We start from the raw sequence: 16,710 nt of genomic DNA, 5'->3' as shown, positions 1-16,710 counted from the left end.
AGGGCGGCATGGCAACATTTAATCACGTGACGGTGTTACTAAACGAAGCAGTGGATGGACTTGCCATCAAGCCTGATGGCGTCTACGTCGACTGTACCCTTGGCGGTGGCGGACATTCAGCTAAGATTTTGAGTGCATTGACGACGGGTCACCTATACGCATTTGACCAGGACCAAACGGCACTGGATTACAATAAAGAACACTTGGCCGCGGCAATAGCGGCTGGTACATTGACCCTGATCAAAGCAAACTTTCGTGAATTGACCGCTGCATTGGCGGCCCAGGGCGTGACCCATGTTGATGGTGTCTTGTATGACCTCGGTGTAAGTTCCCCGCAGTTTGATGACGCACAGCGGGGCTTTAGCTACCGGTTGGACGCGCCGCTTGATATGCGGATGAATCAAGACCAGGACTTATCAGCAATGCAGGTGGTTAACGAGTGGGATTACAACCAACTGGTTCGGATTTTTTACCGTTACGGTGAGGAAAAATTTTCCAAGCAGATTGCGCGGCAAATCGAGAAGACCCGGGCAGATCATCCCATCACAACCACGTTGGAACTGGCCGAACTAATTAAAAATGCCATTCCCATGGGGGCCAGACGACATGGTGGGCACCCGGCCAAAAAGACCTTTCAGGCCATTCGGATTGCGGTCAACGATGAATTAGGCGCACTGGAAAGTTCTTTGGAGCAAGCATTGAAGCTCCTAAATCCTGGTGGCCGCGTCAGTTGTATCACCTTCCAGTCATTAGAAGATCGGTTGGTTAAGACCATGTTTAAGGAACAAACGGAGTTGCCAGAGTTGCCGGCTGGGTTGCCGGTGGTTCCGGATGACATGTTACCCCAGTTCCACCTGGTCAATCGAAAACCCATTGAGGCCACAGCAACGGAACTGGCGGATAACCGCCGTTCACATAGTGCAAAGTTGCGGGTCATTGAACGCAACGCGGTGGTTGATTAGGCCACCATTTGAATGATGCAATGACTGTTACACATAAAATTTAAGGAAGAAGTTAAGCTTAATGGCACAGAATTTAGCGCAACCCCAACCAGAAGAACCAAAACGACAAGCCGCACCAGCTGGTCAGTCGGATCACCAACAAAACCCCGGGTTTAAACGATTGCCACTTTCTGGCTTTGAAGTGTTGCTGGGTGCAGTTTGTAGCATTATCGTGGTGTGCTTTGCGATCAACATCATTCATACGCAGATTGCCATTACAGCTTCGCAACGGACACTTCAGACTACGCAGGCTCAGTTAAGCAAGGTCAACACAAAAAATGCCTCTGCCAACCAAGAAATCAGTGAACTTTCAAGCCGGTCCCGGTTGGATGCGGTCGCTGTTAAAAATGGGTTGACGCTGTCCAGTCAAAACATAAGGAATGTTAGTAAATAATGAAAAAAGATCCGCAACGAATGTCTAGTTTAGGTAACACCCGTCGTAATCGTCAGCATTTTGGTAATACACTGCTGATTGCAATTCTTGCGGTGTTTATCTTGCTGGGCATTCGTTTTGTTTATATTGCCGTGGGTAAGCATGTTCAAAACGTGAGTCTGTCGAAACAGGCACAGGCGCTCTATACGGAGCAGCAGACGGTTCATGCCAAACGGGGAACGATTTATGACGCAGAGGGTAACGCCATTGCGATGGATACAAATACATACACCGTCTATGCGGTCCTGAATAAGGAACAGTTATCGACGACTGGGAAACCAATGTATGTGACGGATAAAGCGAAGGTTGCAAAGACCTTGGGGGCAGCACTGAACGTTGACCAAAAGAAAATCATGGCGACGTTAACGTCGGCAAAAAAGGATACCTTCCAGGTGGAATTTGGTGCCGCCGGGAAGAACCTATCCATTGCCACAAAACGTAAGATCGAGCAGGCCAATCTGAGTGGGATTGAATTTACCACGCAAAGTGCGCGGCTGTATCCAAACGGTATTTTTGCCAGCCACATTATTGGCTACGCGCAACCGGTGGAAGATTCAAACGGGCTCACGGCGCTCGTCGGTAAGATGGGGATCGAGCAACAGCTGAATCAAAAGTTGACCGGTGAAAACGGAATTAAGCAGACAAAGCACGATTCGTCTGGCTATACACTGCCGAATTCACAGCAAAACAAGAAGGCCGTTAAAAACGGGGATAACGTGTACACGACGTTGAGTAGTCCGTTACAAAACCTGCTGGAAAATCAAATGCAGGTTTTGTATAACAAACTTCAACCAAAGAACATGGTGGCCATGATGGTGGACACTAAGACCGGTAAGATCGTGGCCGCAACACAACGGCCCACGTTTAATGCGTCAACGATGGAAGGATTGAACGATCAATGGAGTAACCTCTTGGTGGAAAATCCGTTTGAACCAGGATCGACCATGAAGAGTATTTCACTGGCAGCATCCATTGATACCGGGAACTTCAACGGGAATGCAACGTATCAGTCGGGTCGGTACAAAATTGATAACTCAGTCGTTCCGGACTGGAACCCCAATGGGTGGGGAACCATCACGTACTCTAAAGGGTTCGACTTATCCAGTAACGTTGCTATGGCCCATTTGGAGCAACAAATGGGCGCTACCGCATGGCAGAAGTACATCAAGGCGTTTGGGTTCTTAAAGTCGACCAAGAGTGGACTTCCAAACGAAGCAAGTGGAACCATGCAGTTTTCACAGCCGATTGAACAGGCCAACACGGCGTTTGGTCAGGGGATCACGGTGACCCCCATGCAGTTATTGCAGGCGTACACGGCAATTGCGGGTGACGGAACCATGATCAAGCCGTACTACATTGATAAAATTGTTGACCCGAACACCGGGAAAGTTGTCTATAAGGGCAAACGAACCATGGTGGGGCACCCGATCAGTGCGGCAACCGCTAAGTCGGTTCGCGATCACATGACGGATTATGTGTATAAATCCTACGGGATGGGGCAGGACTTTAAGATCGACGGGTATAAAGTTGCTGCTAAAACTGGGACAGCGCAAGTTGTTGGGAGTAACGGGCAGTACATGGACGGCATGGATTCAACGCTGAACTCCATTATTGGAATGGCACCGGCCAAAAACCCCCGGTACCTGTTGTACGTGACCGTTAACCAACCAAAGCAAGTGCCTGATCAAACCATTACGAAGTGGGAAAGTGACGTGTTCAAACCGGTGATGCAAGAGGCCCTGGAAATGAACCATGACACTGCTAAAACCGGGAAGACAGCGACGGTCAAGGTCCCATCACTAACGGGGACGGCGGTGAGTGACGCCAGCCAACAGTTAACGGCAAAATCGTTAACGCCGATTGTGATCGGTGATGGTAAAAAGGTCACGGCGCAATCGCCAAAGGGTGGTGACACGAGTCTCACGAACCAACGAATCTTCTTACGGGCAGGTGATAATTTGACCATGACTGACATGAAGGGATGGTCAATGGGGGATGTGTTAGCGTATGCTAAACTAGCCGGGATGTCCGTGACAACTTCAGGCAGTGGTTATGTGACCGAGCAAAACATTGCGGCTGGTCAAACCATTCAACGAAACGCACAGTTAGTGGTGAAATTTAAGTAGCCGGCACCAATCATTTATTATGTGAAAGTAGGGATAGTAGCGTTATGCAACTCAATATTTGGATCTGGTCACTTGTGGTGGCTTTTGCCATTACGGCAATCTTTTTACCCTTTTTAATTCGGTATTTCCGCGCCCACGGTGAGGGCCAAACCATCTGGGAAAAGGGTCTCAGTTGGCACGAAAAAAAGAATGGTACACCGACGATGGGAGGCCTGATGTTCATTGTGGCCGCCATCGTAACAACGCTTATTGTGGGGCTGGTGCAACACCATCTTGATGGCAGTGCCGGAATGCTTATGTTTACCATGATTTTCTATGGGGCGCTGGGCATGTGGGATGACTCCATTAAGGTGTTTAATCGGCAAAACGATGGTCTGAAGGCTCGACAAAAGATGCTTGGGCAAATTATCGGAGCCGTTGTGTTCGTCATTATGTTTGCAATCGCTGGTTTTTCCATGAACCTGCATGTGCCGTTTGTTGGCAATGTGCCGCTTGGCATCGGGTATGGCTTGTTTGCAATCATCTGGCTGATCGGCTTTTCAAATGCGGTCAACTTAACGGACGGCCTGGATGGTTTAGCCACGGGGCTTTCCATCATTGCCTTTCTTGCGTACGGCATCATTGCTCAGCACCAACAGCAATACGGGGTCATGACGTTTTGTTTAGCAACCGTTGGGGCCTTAGCAGCCTTTCTGTTGTGGAACCATAAGCCAGCGCAGATTTTTATGGGGGACATGGGTTCCTTAGCACTGGGTGGGGCCTTAGCAGCCGTTGCCATTTTGTTACACCATGAGTTATCTCTACTATGGGTCGGTGGTGTGTTCGTTACGGAAACGGCCACGGTTATGATTCAGGTGAGCTACTTCCACATCACACACGGAAAACGGCTCTTTAAAATGACGCCGATCCACCATCAGTTTGAACTGGATGGCTGGGGTGAATGGCGCATTGACCTGACGTTTTGGGCAATTGGTGCCGTGATGGCAATTACCGGCATCTGGGCGATGTGGTAACATATTAATAATGTAAATGATTAACTGTCCGGTTGATTGAATGTGATCAACCGGGTACATATGGCTTTTAGCTTTAAAAATTTAAAGAAACGGGTGCACACTGTGAAACAAATAACGACGTATAAAAATCAAAAGGTGTTGGTTTTAGGATTGGCAAAGAGTGGGGCGAATGCCGCGCGCTTACTAAAGAAACTGGGCGCCCTGGTCACGGCAAACGATGCGAAACCGTTTGATGAAAATCCAGAGGCAAAGGCACTCGTTGCTGACGGAATTCGGGTCATTGCAGGAAGTAACCCGGTGTCGTTATTAGAAGAAGACTTTGCCCTTGTGGTGAAAAACCCAGGAATTCCTTACAGTAATCCGTTGATCAAGGCCGCTCAGGCGCACCACATTCCGGTGATTTCAGAGGTTGAATTGGCTGCTCAGGTAAATGACGCTGAACTCATTGGGGTTACCGGTACAAACGGCAAGACGACGGTCACCACCATGATTACGAACATGTTGAACCAGGATCGCACGGTGGGCGTTGCAAAGTACGCCGGAAATATTGGTGTGCCGGCCAGCCAGGTGGTCCAGATGGTCGGAGAAAAAGATGTTTTGGTGACAGAACTGTCTAGTTTCATGCTGGCAGGGATTCAAACCTTGCACCCGCACATTGCGGTGATCACAAACATTTACACTGCCCACATTGATTGGCATGGAAGTCGTGACGCCTATGTGGCTGCCAAAATGCGGATTACCATGAATCAAACAGCGGATGATTACTTGGTGATGAACTGGGACTTGCCTGAACTACGCGAGTTAGCAACGCAATCGCGGGCACAGATCATCAAAGTGTCACGAGAAGGCTTACCGGAGACTGACGCCTATGTGGCTGACGGTCAGTTAATGTGGCGGGGCGAAGCAATTTTGCCGGTTAGCGCGATTAACGTCCCGGGTGAACAAAACGTTGAAAATGCGCTGGTTGCACTGGCTGCCGCCAAGATTGCCGGGCAGACAAGTGAGGCCATTGCCAGAACACTGCGGACATTTGCTGGTGTTCGTCACCGTTTACAGTATGTGATGACGTATGAAGGCCGGGATTTTTATAACGATTCCAAGGCGACGGACATTGAAGCAACCCAGATGGCCCTTCGTGGGTTTAGCCGGCCAATCGTTTTGCTTGCTGGGGGCTTAGACCGCGGGTTTACGTTTGACCGGTTGGTTGACGATTTAAAGGCGCACGTGAAGGGCGTTGTTTTATTCGGGCAGACAAAAGAGTTGTTAGCTGATGCTGCCAAAAAGGCGGGCATTACAAACATTCAGTTTGCTGAAAACGCGCCTGCTGCTGTCCCTGCCGCTTATCAAATGAGTGACGAGGGTGACATTATTCTCCTTTCACCGGCGAACGCCTCATGGGATCAGTTCCCGAACTTTGAGGTGCGCGGGGACGAATACATTAAAGCTGTTGAACAATTGACGGGACAAAAGGAGCAACACGCATGAGATTAATGGTATCTGGTGGTGGCACCGGGGGGCATATTTACCCTGCGTTGGCATTAATTGATGATTTAAAGGCGCACGACAACACGGCTGAATTTTGTTATGTTGGAACGCAACGCGGCCTGGAAAGCAAAATTGTGCCAGCCCGTGGAATCCGGTTTGAGACCATTAAATTACAGGGGTTTTCACGGCAAAAAAACTGGCACGGGTTAACGACAAACATTAGTACCCTCCGGTTATTCATTGAAGGGGTGCGGGAAGCACGCCGAATTATTGCAGATTTTAAACCGGATGTTGTTGTGGGAACCGGTGGTTACGTCAGTTCAGCCGTGTTGTATGCGGCTAGCCGGATGCACATTCCAACGCTAATTCATGAACAAAATTCCGTTGTCGGGGTCACCAATAAGTTTTTGGCACGGTTTGTGGATAAGATCGCCATTGCGTTTGAGGATGCCCGTGATCAATTTCCAGAACAAAAGGTTATCTTCACCGGAAACCCGCGGGCCCAACAAGTGGCCACGATGCACAGTGATTTTCAATGGTCGAGCTACGGGCTGAAGGATGATGTGCCGACCCTGTTGATTTTTGGTGGAAGCCAGGGGGCATTAAAAATTAATGCCGTTAGTGAAAAGGCAATTCCTGAATTTAATCAGCGGCCGTACCAGGTTGTCTTTGTGACTGGGCAGAAGCGTTATGACGATGTGATGGCCCAGTTAGAAGCGGATGGCATTCACCCCGCTGAAAATGTGGTCGTTAAACCGTACATCAGTAACATGCCAGAAGTATTGCCACGGGTAGCCGCCATTGTTGGCCGGGCAGGGGCAACAAGTCTGGCAGAAATTACGGCACTGGGAATTGCGTCCATTTTAATTCCAAGTCCATACGTGACAAACGATCATCAGACAAAGAATGCCAAAAGTTTGGTAAAGGTTGGGGCCGCGGAAATGATCACGGAACCTGAACTAACGGTGGACCGGTTAATGAGTGTTGTGGATCAGTTGATGACAAATGATGCCCAGCGGACACAGATGGCCGCGGCTGCTAAAAAGATGGGCGTACCAGACGCTGCCGACCAGCTGTTAGACGCCGTAACGGCACTTGTTCAATCAAAGTAATCAATTTAAAGTAGGGGACGTTCCCGTCTTTACCATCGATGGGGACGGTTAAGTTCATCAAAGAAGGAAGGCGTTGGCCATCGCAAATCGAATTGGTTCACAAACAGTTCCACCAAAGAAACGGGCACGACTGTTCCGGTCAGGTCGTGGTGCAAGGACAACGCCGAAAATAAAGCCGATTAACGCGACCCCACCAAAGCCGCCACACAGTGATGTCGTTAATCGGCACCGCCGCCATTTGGTGGGAGGCGTTTTCGCCGGATTGTTGTTGTTAGTGGGGCTAATGGGATCACCACTATTAATGGTGCATTCAGTGACCGCTAACCACACTAAAACATTGACCAGTAAGCAAATCATTCAGGCTAGTGGTGTTAAGTCCGGTCAGCCGCTGTGGACAATTTGGCGCCACGATCGGCAACTTGAGGCCACCGCAACCAAGAATAATGACCTTATTCAGCACCTTTCTGTGAAGATTCAAAATGGGTGGACGGTTCAGCTAACGGCAAAAGAGTATCGTCAGGCAGGGTACTTAATGCAGAACAATAAGTATTATGTCGTCATCGAAAATGGGCGAATTTTGAAAACGGCTCAGGATCATCCGGTGGCGGGATCTGGCTACCCCGTTTACGGTGGCTTTAAATCGGACGATACGTTTGCAACGGTGATTAAACAGTATGCTGGTTTATCGGCGGACGTAAAGCGCGGAATTTCACAAATTGATTTATCGCCAACTAAAGAAAATCCGGACCGGTTGCATCTATTTATGAACGATGGCAATGAAGTTTACGCGACAGCAGACACATTTGGCGCTAAAATGAAGTATTATCCGGAGATTGCAGCGTCAATGAACAAAAAGGGTGTCATTAACCTTGAAGTTGGGGCTTATTCGCACCCGTTTAAGGCGGCCAAAAGCTCAACGAGTCAAACAAGCTCAAGTTCATCTGAAAAATCACCGACAACCGCGTCATCAAATGTGGCCCAGAGTCAGGTGACAACGCAATAATTTTCGTGACGATGACGGCAAAAGTCATGAAAAAATTAAATTGTGGGAAATGTTGTTAAAAACGCCGCTCTAGTGCGGTGTTTTTTCAAATCCGGGTGCGTTACTTACCCTAAGTATGGTAAACTTTTAGTAATTGGAATATGGAGTGAACACTCTGTATTATCAACAAAATCAATGAATTGAATGATTAAAACAAAATTATTTTGATGAAGCATAATTTTTAGGAGGTTCCGGTAGATATGGATAATGCGGAAATTTTCGTCGGGTTGGATATTGGGACCACCACAATCAAGGTGATCGTTGCCGAAAATAACAACGGCGAAATGAACGTGATCGGAGCAGGAACACAACCATCACACGGCCTTAGTCGTGGGGTGATCGTTGATATCGATCAGGCCGCAAGCGCCATTCGGAGTGCCATTCAGCAAGCCGAACAAAAGGCCAATGTTCACATCGACTCGATCATCTTAGGAATTCCAGCTAACCAGCTAAAAATTGAACCAACAACTGGGATGGTTGCCGTCGCTGATGGTAACCAAGCACGTGAAATCACAGACCGTGACGTTCAAAACGTGACGAACGCAGCTTTGTTTCAAAGTTTGCCACCTGAACGCGAAATCATCGCACTGGCGCCAGATGAATTTGTTGTGGACGGCTTTGATGAAATCAAAGACCCTCGTGGCATGATGGGTGTTCGGTTAGAATTGCACGGAACGATGTACACCGGTCCAAAGACCATCGTTCATAACGCCAAAAAGGCGGTTGAGCAGGCCGGACTCCATGTGGCTGACGTAACCGTCACGCCATTGGCACTTGGTCGAACTGTGCTAAATGATGGTGAACAAGATTTTGGGACTGTCATTATCGATCTCGGTGGTGGTCAGTCTAGTGCAGCGGTCATTCACGATCACAAATTGAAGTATGCCGTTGTGGACCAAGAGGGTGGCGATTTCATTACCAAGGACATTTCCGTGGTATTGAACACCTCAATGGAAAACGCGGAGCGCTTAAAGCGTGATTATGGCTTTGCCATTGCAAGCGCTGCTAGTGAAGAAAATCGCTTTCCAGTGGATGTTGTTGGTCAAAGCGAGCCAGTTCAGGTGACAGAACACTATTTAGCTGAGATCATTGAAGCACGGTTACGGCAGATCTTCGAAACGTTACGCGCCTCACTTGATGAGGTTGCTGCGCTTGAACTCCCTGGTGGGGTCATGCTCACTGGTGGGGTTGCCGCATTACCAGGAATTGTGGAACTTGCCGAATCAGTGTTCGGCGTTCATGTCCACATTTATGTACCTGATCAAATGGGACTGCGCCATCCACAAAACGCAACGGCCTTGGCGTTGATTACGTACAGTGGCTGGCAAACAGAAACGCAGCGGTTGGTAAAGGATGCGTTAATGGGTGAGTTTGTGCCCCAAGCGCCAATTGAACCGGCCGTTGATCGGCGAGCACAACCCCGTCAGGCCGCTAGTGCTGCCGCACCAACAGCACGTCAACAATCAACAAACAACAGTCAATCAAGTGACACCGCAGAAGTTAAGAAGGACCGGACGAGTAGCGTTCGTAATTTCTTCCGCAACTTCTTCGATTAAGTTATTGGAGGAACCATAACATGGAAAACGCAACGGATTTCAGCCAACCAGTTGGCGCAAAAATCAAAGTCATCGGTGTCGGTGGTGGGGGTAGCAATGCCGTCAACCGAATGATCGATGAAGGGGTAACCGGAGTTGACTTTATTGTTGCCAACACGGATATTCAGGCATTAGATGCCAGCAACGCAACCACTAAAATCCAATTAGGGCCAAAATTGACCCGTGGATTGGGCGCAGGGTCCAACCCAGAAGTTGGTCAAAAGGCAGCGGAAGAAAGTGAAGATGCAATTGCTGAATCACTATCCGGCGCTGACATGATCTTTGTGACGGCCGGGATGGGTGGTGGAACCGGGAACGGTGCTGCACCAGTTGTTGCGCGGATCGCCAAGGAACAGGGTGCATTAACGGTTGGGGTTGTTACCCGTCCGTTCACGTTTGAAGGACCAAAGCGGGGGCGTTACGCCGCTGAAGGAATTGCCAACTTAAAGAGCAACGTTGACACATTGATCATCATTGCCAATAACCGGTTGTTAGAAATGGTTGATAAGAAGACGCCAATGATGGAAGCCTTCAAAGAAGCCGACAATGTGTTGCGTCAAGGGGTTCAAGGGATCTCTGACTTGATTACATCACCTGGTTACGTTAACTTGGACTTTGCGGATGTGAAGACAGTTATGCAGGACCAAGGAACTGCCCTGATGGGAATCGGCTCTGCTTCTGGTGAAAACCGGACTGGTGATGCCACCAAAGCGGCCATTTCTTCACCACTTTTGGAAGTTTCCATTGATGGTGCCGAACAGGTCTTACTGAACATCACTGGTGGCCCAGACCTGTCCCTGTTTGAAGCCCAAACGGCATCAGACATTGTGGCGCAAGCAGCCACAACGGACGTTAACATTATCTTCGGGACATCAATTGATGAAAACTTAGGTGATGAAGTCCGCGTGACGGTTATTGCGACTGGAATCGACCATAAGAAGGCTAGCCGGTCAGCAAATAACGCTTCAACAGGTGCAACATCAACACGGACACCGTTTGATGAAACACTTGCAAGTGCAGCCCCAACACAAACGGTTACTAACACAGATCCGTTTGGTAACTGGGACATCCGGCAACAGCCAACGACCAACAACCGGCCAACAAGCGAGCAACAACAAGCGAACGGTGAGTTTGCGGGCGTTGACAAACCGGACTTTGATGTCTTTAATAACTCTGCGGCTAGCGCACCAGCCAGTGAAGCTAGCCAAAGTTCAGATGATGGCTTAGACACGCCAGCGTTCTTCCGGCGTCGTCACCGTCAGGACAAAGACTAGGTAAATTGATAACTTCGAGTCACTCAAGCGGTTGAGTGACTTTATTGTTAGAGGAGATTAACATGGCATTTAGCTTTAGCAACTTCTTTGGCACAGAAGAAATGGATGAGCCAGCATCGCAAACACAGTCCATGCCCCGTTCAACTGCCTCAGCTTCAAACATGAACACGAAGCGGACGGCGGCAAAGGTGGTCGACATGGCAGGGCGCAGTGCAGCGCCAACGCACATTGCGCTGTTTGAACCCCGGATTTACTCAGATGTGAAGGGCATCGCTCAGCAGCTGATTGAAAATCAGGCGGTCATCGTTAACTTTGAAAAGTTGGATGATGAGTCAAGTAAACGCATTGTTGATTTTTTAACCGGAACGGTGTTTGCCATTAGTGGTGAAATCAAGCGGGTCGGTGAGACAATTTTCTTGTGCACGCCAAATAACTTTGAAATTTCGGGTGATCTTAGCACCCGGTTTGATCAGAATTCGTCGTTTTAGAACTTACGTAACAACAGTGGTTACGTGTGAAATGGAGTAACTTTCGTTATGGCTGTACTTGGTTTTATTGGGTTTGTCATTAACTCGGCGTTTCAACTGTACATGTTAGCAATTGTGATTTACATTCTCATGTCATGGTTTCCTAACGCCTATGGAACAGCATTTGGTCAATTTTTAACCCGTCTTTGTGAACCTTATCTGCGGATGTTTGATTTCGTCCCACCGTTCTTTGGGTTGAGCTTTGGCCCATTGGTTGGGATCATCGTCCTGCAATTGGCGCAACGCGGTGTGCAGTACCTGTTGACATTACTGTAATCTGACCGTTATTCGGTGAGGGAGGTGCGAAGGCATTGGTAGGGCAAGGGAACATTGAACAACACTTTCGTGCCGAAGAAGCCCCGTTTGTTGAAACGGCACAGACATGGATCGCAACCGCGGCCAGTCAGTACCGCCCGTATTTAACGGGCTTCTTAAATCCGCGCCAGCTGTACATCTTGCAAACGTTGATTAATCGGCAAGACGGGTTAGCGGTTCATATGAATGGTGGGTATCCTGGTGCTGAACAGCAACGGGCGTTGATCTTCCCAGATTATTACACCCCCCAAACCGCGGATTTTGAGTTACAATTGTTTGAAATCGTTTATCCAACAAAGTTTGCCGAGCTGCATCACTCACAAATTTTAGGGACCCTGGCTAATCAGGGAATCGCCCCCACCATTTTTGGTGACATTGTGACTGATGATGGGGTTTGGCAGGTTGTGGTGGCCCAGAACATGGCCGAGTATTTCAAACTCCAGGTGGACCGGATCGGTAAGATTAAGGTTCATCTTAGTGAACGTGAACTTGGCGACATGGTGCGGCCCCAGATTGATTGGGAGCACATAACTGGGTTAGTGGCGTCACTACGGCTAGACACGGTGGTCGCAGAGGCATTCAATCTGTCTCGAAACCGTGCGAAGGGCATCATTGAAAGTGGTGACGTTCGCTTAAACTGGATGACCAATCAACATGCGGACGCTGACCTTGGTGCAGGGGACATGGTTTCTGTCCGGCACTTTGGTCGGGTTCGGCTAGATGCATTAAATGGTAAAACACGGAAAGATAAACTAAAAATCGACTTGTCAGTTGTCCGTAGTTAACTTATGCTTAAGGATGTATGAAGACGTAAGCAATTTACGGATTTCGTTTCGGATGGAGGAAGTCATTATGGCATTAAGTCCAATGGATATTCACAACAAAGAATTTACACGTAAGGGCCGTAACGGTTACGCAGCCCAAGAGGTCGACGACTTTTTGGATGAAATCATTGCTGGGTACCAACAGGTTCTGAACCAGAACAAAGATTTACAAGATCAACTGGATAAGGCGAACCATAACCTGAGCCAGTATGATGAAATGAAGAACTCGCTGAATCAATCAATCTTGGTGGCCCAAGAAGCAGCCGACAAGGTGAAGCAAGAAGCCAGCGCCCAAGCAGGGAACATCTCCCGTGAAGCCCAACAACAAGCACAAGCGGTTGTTGCTGAAGCACAGGCAAAGGCTGGCCAAATTACGACTGATGCCGCTAACAATGCAACCCGGTTGAACAATGAATCGAACGCATTGCGTGAGGAGACTAAGGTCTTCCAGCAACGGTTAGCAGCAATGTTACAATCACAACTTGATTTGGTGAATGCAGATAACTGGGGTCCACTCTTGGAACCAACCGGGTTAGATAACTATCCTGAACTGCAACAAGCCATCAGCCAGGTTGCACCAAGTCACATGGCAACCTCAACACCAGTTCATTCAAGTGGGGCTGCTGACAGTAACGATGCAGCACCGGCACAATCACAGACTGTGGTGATTTTCCCTGAAAATGATGACCAACAGGACGGGAGTATGAGCCAGGCCCCAACAAACCCAGATTTTAAATAAGCAATGTAGTAATGTGCCCAAAACCAGGGCTCACGGCATGTCCGAACAGCGAACTGATCACGTGGTGAGAGATCAGTCGGCACCATGCGGTGAGTGATCACTTTGGGAAGTGTTTTTCTGAACGCCAGCAATGGTAGTAAGAAAAAGCGGCGCCGTCCGTTATCCGGTCTTAAGGGATCATTTGTTGACTCATCCGCCCAAAGTGACGGGTGGGCAAGAAACGGTCTAAATTTAGGTGGTACCACGAGTGAACTCGTCCTGATGTAGGATGAGTTTTTTTGTGTTTAAAATGGAAATAAGGGAAGGGAGCTCACATAATGCGGATTAAAGAAACATTGAACCTGAACAAAACCGGGTTTCCGATGCGGGGAAATTTACCTGTAACGGAAGCTGAACGGCAAAATGTTTGGGCTGAAAACAAGGTGTACGAGCAGCGACAAAAGTTAAACGAGGGCAAGCCAACGTTTGTTCTTCATGATGGCCCGCCATATGCCAATGGTGACATCCACATCGGTCACGCAATGAACAAGATCAGTAAGGACTTCATCGTTCGTTACAAATCAATGAGTGGCTACCGGTCACCATATGTGCCTGGGTGGGATACTCATGGGTTGCCAACGGAACAAGCCTTAACAAATCAAGGGGTTGACCGTAAAGCGATGTCAACCGCTGAGTTCCGTGAACTATGTAAGCAGTTTGTCCTGAAGGAAATTGATAAGCAACGGACTGGTTTCAAACGGTTAGGGGTCGCTGGTGAATGGGACACGCCATACATCACACTTCAACCAGAATATGAAGCCGCTCAAATTCGGGTCTTTGGTGAATTTGTTAAACGTGGTTACATCTTCCAGGGACAAAAACCCGTTTACTGGTCATGGTCCTCTGAATCTGCTTTGGCGGAAGCCGAAGTGGACTACAAGGATGTTGAAGCACCATCCGCATTCTTTGCTGAACAGGTCAAGGATGGCCACGGTTTGTTAGATGACAACACCTACTTTGTTGTGTGGACAACGACACCATGGACGATTCCCGCTTCTGAGGGGATTACCGTTGACGCTGGCTTTGACTACGCGGTTGTGACCGTTGCTGGCGATGACCGGAAGTTTGTTGTGGCTGAGCAACTCTTAACCGACGTTGCCGCAAAGCTGGACTGGGAAGATGTTCAGACGGTCACAACGCTGAAGGGTGCCCAATTAGAAAACATGACGGCGCACCACCCATACTATGACCGTGACATTCTTGTGATGAACGGGAGCTTCGTAACATTGGATGCCGGAACTGGTTTGGTTCATACGGCCCCTGGGTTTGGTGAAGATGATTTTAACGTCGGAAGCAAGTACGGACTCCCAATCTTGTCACCAGTGGATGAACAGGGGCGGATGACCGAAGAAGCCCCTGGTTTTGAAGGGGTCTTCTATGAGGATGCCAACAAGATCAGTCTGGATAAACTGAAGGAAAATAACCTGTTATTGAAGTACATGCCATACACGCATAGTTATCCGTTTGACTGGCGGACCAAAAAGCCAATCATCTTCCGGGCAACGCCGCAATGGTTTGCCAGTGTGTCTTCATTCCGTCAACAGATCTTGGATGCGTTAGCAGACGTTAAGTTCTACCCTGATTGGGGGAAACGGCGTTTGTACAACATGATCAAAGATCGTGGTGACTGGGTCATTTCACGGCAACGGGCCTGGGGTGTGCCGCTCCCAATCTTCTATGCAGAAGATGGCACGCCAATCATGACGGAAGAAACAATTAACCATGTGGCCGATCTCTTTGCTGAACATGGCTCAAACTACTGGTTTGAACATAACGCAGAGGAATTACTGCCAGAAGGGTTCACTTCAGAACATTCACCAAACGGCATGTTTACCAAAGAAACGGACATCATGGATGTTTGGTTCGATTCTGGTTCAAGTCATCAGGCTGTTTTGGCTGCTCGTGATGAACTGACATACCCTGCTGACCTGTACCTTGAAGGCTCAGATCAGTACCGTGGGTGGTTTAACTCAAGTTTGATCACTTCCGTTGCAATCTCTGGTCACGCGCCATACAAGGCGGTTATGAGCCAAGGGTTTACGTTGGATAAAGACGGAAAGAAGATGAGCAAGTCCATCGGGAACACAATTTCACCCGATGACATCATCAAGCAGATGGGGGCAGAAATTCTCCGGTTGTGGGTTGCTTCCATTGATTCATCTGCCGACGTTCGTGTTTCCATGGAAAGTTTCACCCAAATCTCTGAAAGTTACCGGAAATTGCGGAATACAATGCGGTTCATGTTAGCAAACGTCACGGATTTCGATCCTAAAGAAAATGGCGTTGCGTATGCTAACTTGGCTGGTGCAGACCGGTACATGTTAAGCCGGTTGAACAAACTGGTTGAACAAATTCGGGCCGACTACGATGCGTACAACTTTATTGACGTTTCGAAGGCACTTTTGAGTTTCATCACGAATGATCTGTCCGCTTTCTACCTGGACTTTGCAAAGGACATTTTGTACATTGATGCCGCAAATTCAAAGACCCGGCGGAGCATGCAAACGGTGTTGTACCAAGTGATCGCACGGATCACTAAGTTAATGACGCCAATGCTGCCCCATACGGCTGAAGAAATCTGGCCGTTCCTTCATGAAGATGTTGCGTACGCGCAGTTATCAGAAATGCCTGAGATCGAACCAGAATGGCAGGATGAGACGTTAATTGCACAGTGGGCTGACTTTATGCAGATCCGGTCAAACGTGCTTAAATCATTGGAAGAAGCCCGTGACGAGAAGCTGATCGGTCGCCCAATGGAAGCAGCTGTTGACCTGTACGTTAGTGATCACTACGCGAACGTTCTGAACACGTTGAACAGTGATGTGGCGCAAGTATTGATCGTGTCGCAACTTCATGTTCATCCGTTGGAAGAAGCACCACAAGAAGCCGCTCATTATGATGATGTTGCGGTGGTGGTTGCCCACGCCGAAGGGGATGTTTGTCAACGTTGTCGCATGATCAAAACTGATGTTGGTAGTGACGACGCCTACCCAATGTTATGTGCGCGTTGTGCCCACATTGTGCGGACTGAATTTCCAGAATCTGTTACCGATGGGTTAGAAAAGTAACCATTCAGGAATAAACCTTGCTTAGTTAAAAGCCGTCTTCCAGTTATTGGAAGGCGGCTTTTAATTGCACTTGAGACGATTGCGGTTGAGAACACAAAAAACCGTCTGACTGGTTAG

At 48.6% G+C, this 16,710-nt stretch carries 14 protein-coding genes; all 14 read left to right on the top strand.

Annotation, left to right across the window (positions count from 1 at the left end; genetic code table 11):
- The first annotated feature begins 8 nt into the window (after positions 1 to 8).
- The 14 genes from rsmH to ileS all read left to right on the top strand — a co-directional run bounded on the left by rsmH (position 9) and on the right by ileS (position 16,593).
- Positions 9 to 962, top strand: coding sequence for a 16S rRNA (cytosine(1402)-N(4))-methyltransferase RsmH (gene rsmH / locus ACKTR5_RS05650; protein WP_407879900.1), 954 nt, complete (start codon positions 9 to 11; stop codon positions 960 to 962).
- Between the two features lie 61 nt (positions 963 to 1,023).
- Positions 1,024 to 1,395 carry a cell division protein FtsL gene (gene ftsL / locus ACKTR5_RS05645; protein ID WP_407879898.1) on the top strand — a complete coding sequence of 124 codons (372 nt, stop codon included), beginning with the start codon at positions 1,024 to 1,026 and terminating at the stop codon, positions 1,393 to 1,395.
- Positions 1,395 to 3,560 (top strand): penicillin-binding protein, encoded by a 2,166-nt coding sequence (locus ACKTR5_RS05640; protein ID WP_407879896.1) that lies wholly within the window; start codon positions 1,395 to 1,397, stop codon positions 3,558 to 3,560. The genes ftsL and ACKTR5_RS05640 overlap by 1 nt, the downstream gene beginning before the upstream one ends.
- Before the next feature lie 44 nt (positions 3,561 to 3,604).
- On the top strand, positions 3,605 to 4,573 hold the full coding sequence (gene mraY, locus ACKTR5_RS05635; protein ID WP_407879895.1) for a phospho-N-acetylmuramoyl-pentapeptide-transferase: 969 nt from the start codon (positions 3,605 to 3,607) through the stop codon (positions 4,571 to 4,573).
- 102 nt (positions 4,574 to 4,675) lie between these two features.
- Positions 4,676 to 6,058 (top strand): UDP-N-acetylmuramoyl-L-alanine--D-glutamate ligase, encoded by a 1,383-nt coding sequence (gene murD, locus ACKTR5_RS05630; protein ID WP_407879894.1) that lies wholly within the window; start codon positions 4,676 to 4,678, stop codon positions 6,056 to 6,058.
- Entirely contained in the window at positions 6,055 to 7,170 is a 1,116-nt protein-coding gene (gene murG, locus ACKTR5_RS05625; protein ID WP_407879893.1) for an undecaprenyldiphospho-muramoylpentapeptide beta-N-acetylglucosaminyltransferase, read from the top strand. Before murD ends, murG begins: the two co-directional genes overlap by 4 nt.
- 73 nt (positions 7,171 to 7,243) lie before the next feature.
- A complete protein-coding gene (locus ACKTR5_RS05620) occupies positions 7,244 to 8,173 on the top strand; it encodes a cell division protein FtsQ/DivIB (protein ID WP_407879891.1) in 930 nt (309 codons plus the stop codon).
- A 239-nt stretch (positions 8,174 to 8,412) separates the two neighbouring features.
- Positions 8,413 to 9,768 (top strand): cell division protein FtsA, encoded by a 1,356-nt coding sequence (gene ftsA, locus ACKTR5_RS05615; RefSeq protein WP_407879890.1) that lies wholly within the window; start codon positions 8,413 to 8,415, stop codon positions 9,766 to 9,768.
- A gap of 20 nt (positions 9,769 to 9,788) precedes the next feature.
- The gene (ftsZ, locus tag ACKTR5_RS05610) at positions 9,789 to 11,081 is read left to right on the top strand and encodes a cell division protein FtsZ (protein WP_407879889.1); all 1,293 of its coding nucleotides are present in this window, start codon (positions 9,789 to 9,791) and stop codon (positions 11,079 to 11,081) included.
- 62 nt (positions 11,082 to 11,143) lie between these two features.
- On the top strand, positions 11,144 to 11,569 hold the full coding sequence (locus ACKTR5_RS05605; RefSeq protein ID WP_407879887.1) for a cell division protein SepF: 426 nt from the start codon (positions 11,144 to 11,146) through the stop codon (positions 11,567 to 11,569).
- 48 nt (positions 11,570 to 11,617) lie between these two features.
- Complete coding sequence (locus tag ACKTR5_RS05600) at positions 11,618 to 11,884, top strand: YggT family protein (RefSeq protein WP_407879886.1); 267 nt, start codon at positions 11,618 to 11,620, stop codon at positions 11,882 to 11,884.
- Positions 11,885 to 11,919: 35 nt separating this feature from the next.
- On the top strand, positions 11,920 to 12,708 hold the full coding sequence (locus tag ACKTR5_RS05595) for a YlmH family RNA-binding protein (protein ID WP_407879885.1): 789 nt from the start codon (positions 11,920 to 11,922) through the stop codon (positions 12,706 to 12,708).
- Between the two features lie 67 nt (positions 12,709 to 12,775).
- Positions 12,776 to 13,486: a DivIVA domain-containing protein gene (locus ACKTR5_RS05590; protein ID WP_407879883.1), complete on the top strand. Its 711-nt coding sequence runs from the start codon at positions 12,776 to 12,778 to the stop codon at positions 13,484 to 13,486.
- A gap of 317 nt (positions 13,487 to 13,803) precedes the next feature.
- Positions 13,804 to 16,593, top strand: a complete 2,790-nt coding sequence (gene ileS, locus ACKTR5_RS05585) for an isoleucine--tRNA ligase (protein ID WP_407879881.1) — start codon at positions 13,804 to 13,806, stop codon at positions 16,591 to 16,593.
- Positions 16,594 to 16,710: the final 117 nt, after the last annotated feature.

Source organism: Furfurilactobacillus entadae, assembly GCF_045862745.1.
Lineage (GTDB): Bacteria > Bacillota > Bacilli > Lactobacillales > Lactobacillaceae > Furfurilactobacillus > Furfurilactobacillus entadae.
The sequence above is the reverse complement of the archived record's forward strand: the minus strand, read 5'-3'. Positions and strand labels throughout refer to the sequence as shown.

Bases quoted from the DNA above. Each gene is read 5' to 3' on its own strand.
- ACKTR5_RS05605 (WP_407879887.1), top strand. From the start codon at position 11,144: ATGGCATTTAGCTTTAGCAACTTCTTTGGCACAGAAGAAATGGATGAG.
- murG (WP_407879893.1), top strand. From the start codon at position 6,055: ATGAGATTAATGGTATCTGGTGGTGGCACCGGGGGGCATATTTACCCT.
- mraY (WP_407879895.1), top strand. From the start codon at position 3,605: ATGCAACTCAATATTTGGATCTGGTCACTTGTGGTGGCTTTTGCCATT.
- ftsL (WP_407879898.1), top strand. From the start codon at position 1,024: ATGGCACAGAATTTAGCGCAACCCCAACCAGAAGAACCAAAACGACAA.
- ACKTR5_RS05590 (WP_407879883.1), top strand. From the start codon at position 12,776: ATGGCATTAAGTCCAATGGATATTCACAACAAAGAATTTACACGTAAG.
- ACKTR5_RS05600 (WP_407879886.1), top strand. From the start codon at position 11,618: ATGGCTGTACTTGGTTTTATTGGGTTTGTCATTAACTCGGCGTTTCAA.
- ftsA (WP_407879890.1), top strand. From the start codon at position 8,413: ATGGATAATGCGGAAATTTTCGTCGGGTTGGATATTGGGACCACCACA.
- ileS (WP_407879881.1), top strand. From the start codon at position 13,804: ATGCGGATTAAAGAAACATTGAACCTGAACAAAACCGGGTTTCCGATG.
- ftsZ (WP_407879889.1), top strand. From the start codon at position 9,789: ATGGAAAACGCAACGGATTTCAGCCAACCAGTTGGCGCAAAAATCAAA.
- ACKTR5_RS05640 (WP_407879896.1), top strand. From the start codon at position 1,395: ATGAAAAAAGATCCGCAACGAATGTCTAGTTTAGGTAACACCCGTCGT.
- rsmH (WP_407879900.1), top strand. From the start codon at position 9: ATGGCAACATTTAATCACGTGACGGTGTTACTAAACGAAGCAGTGGAT.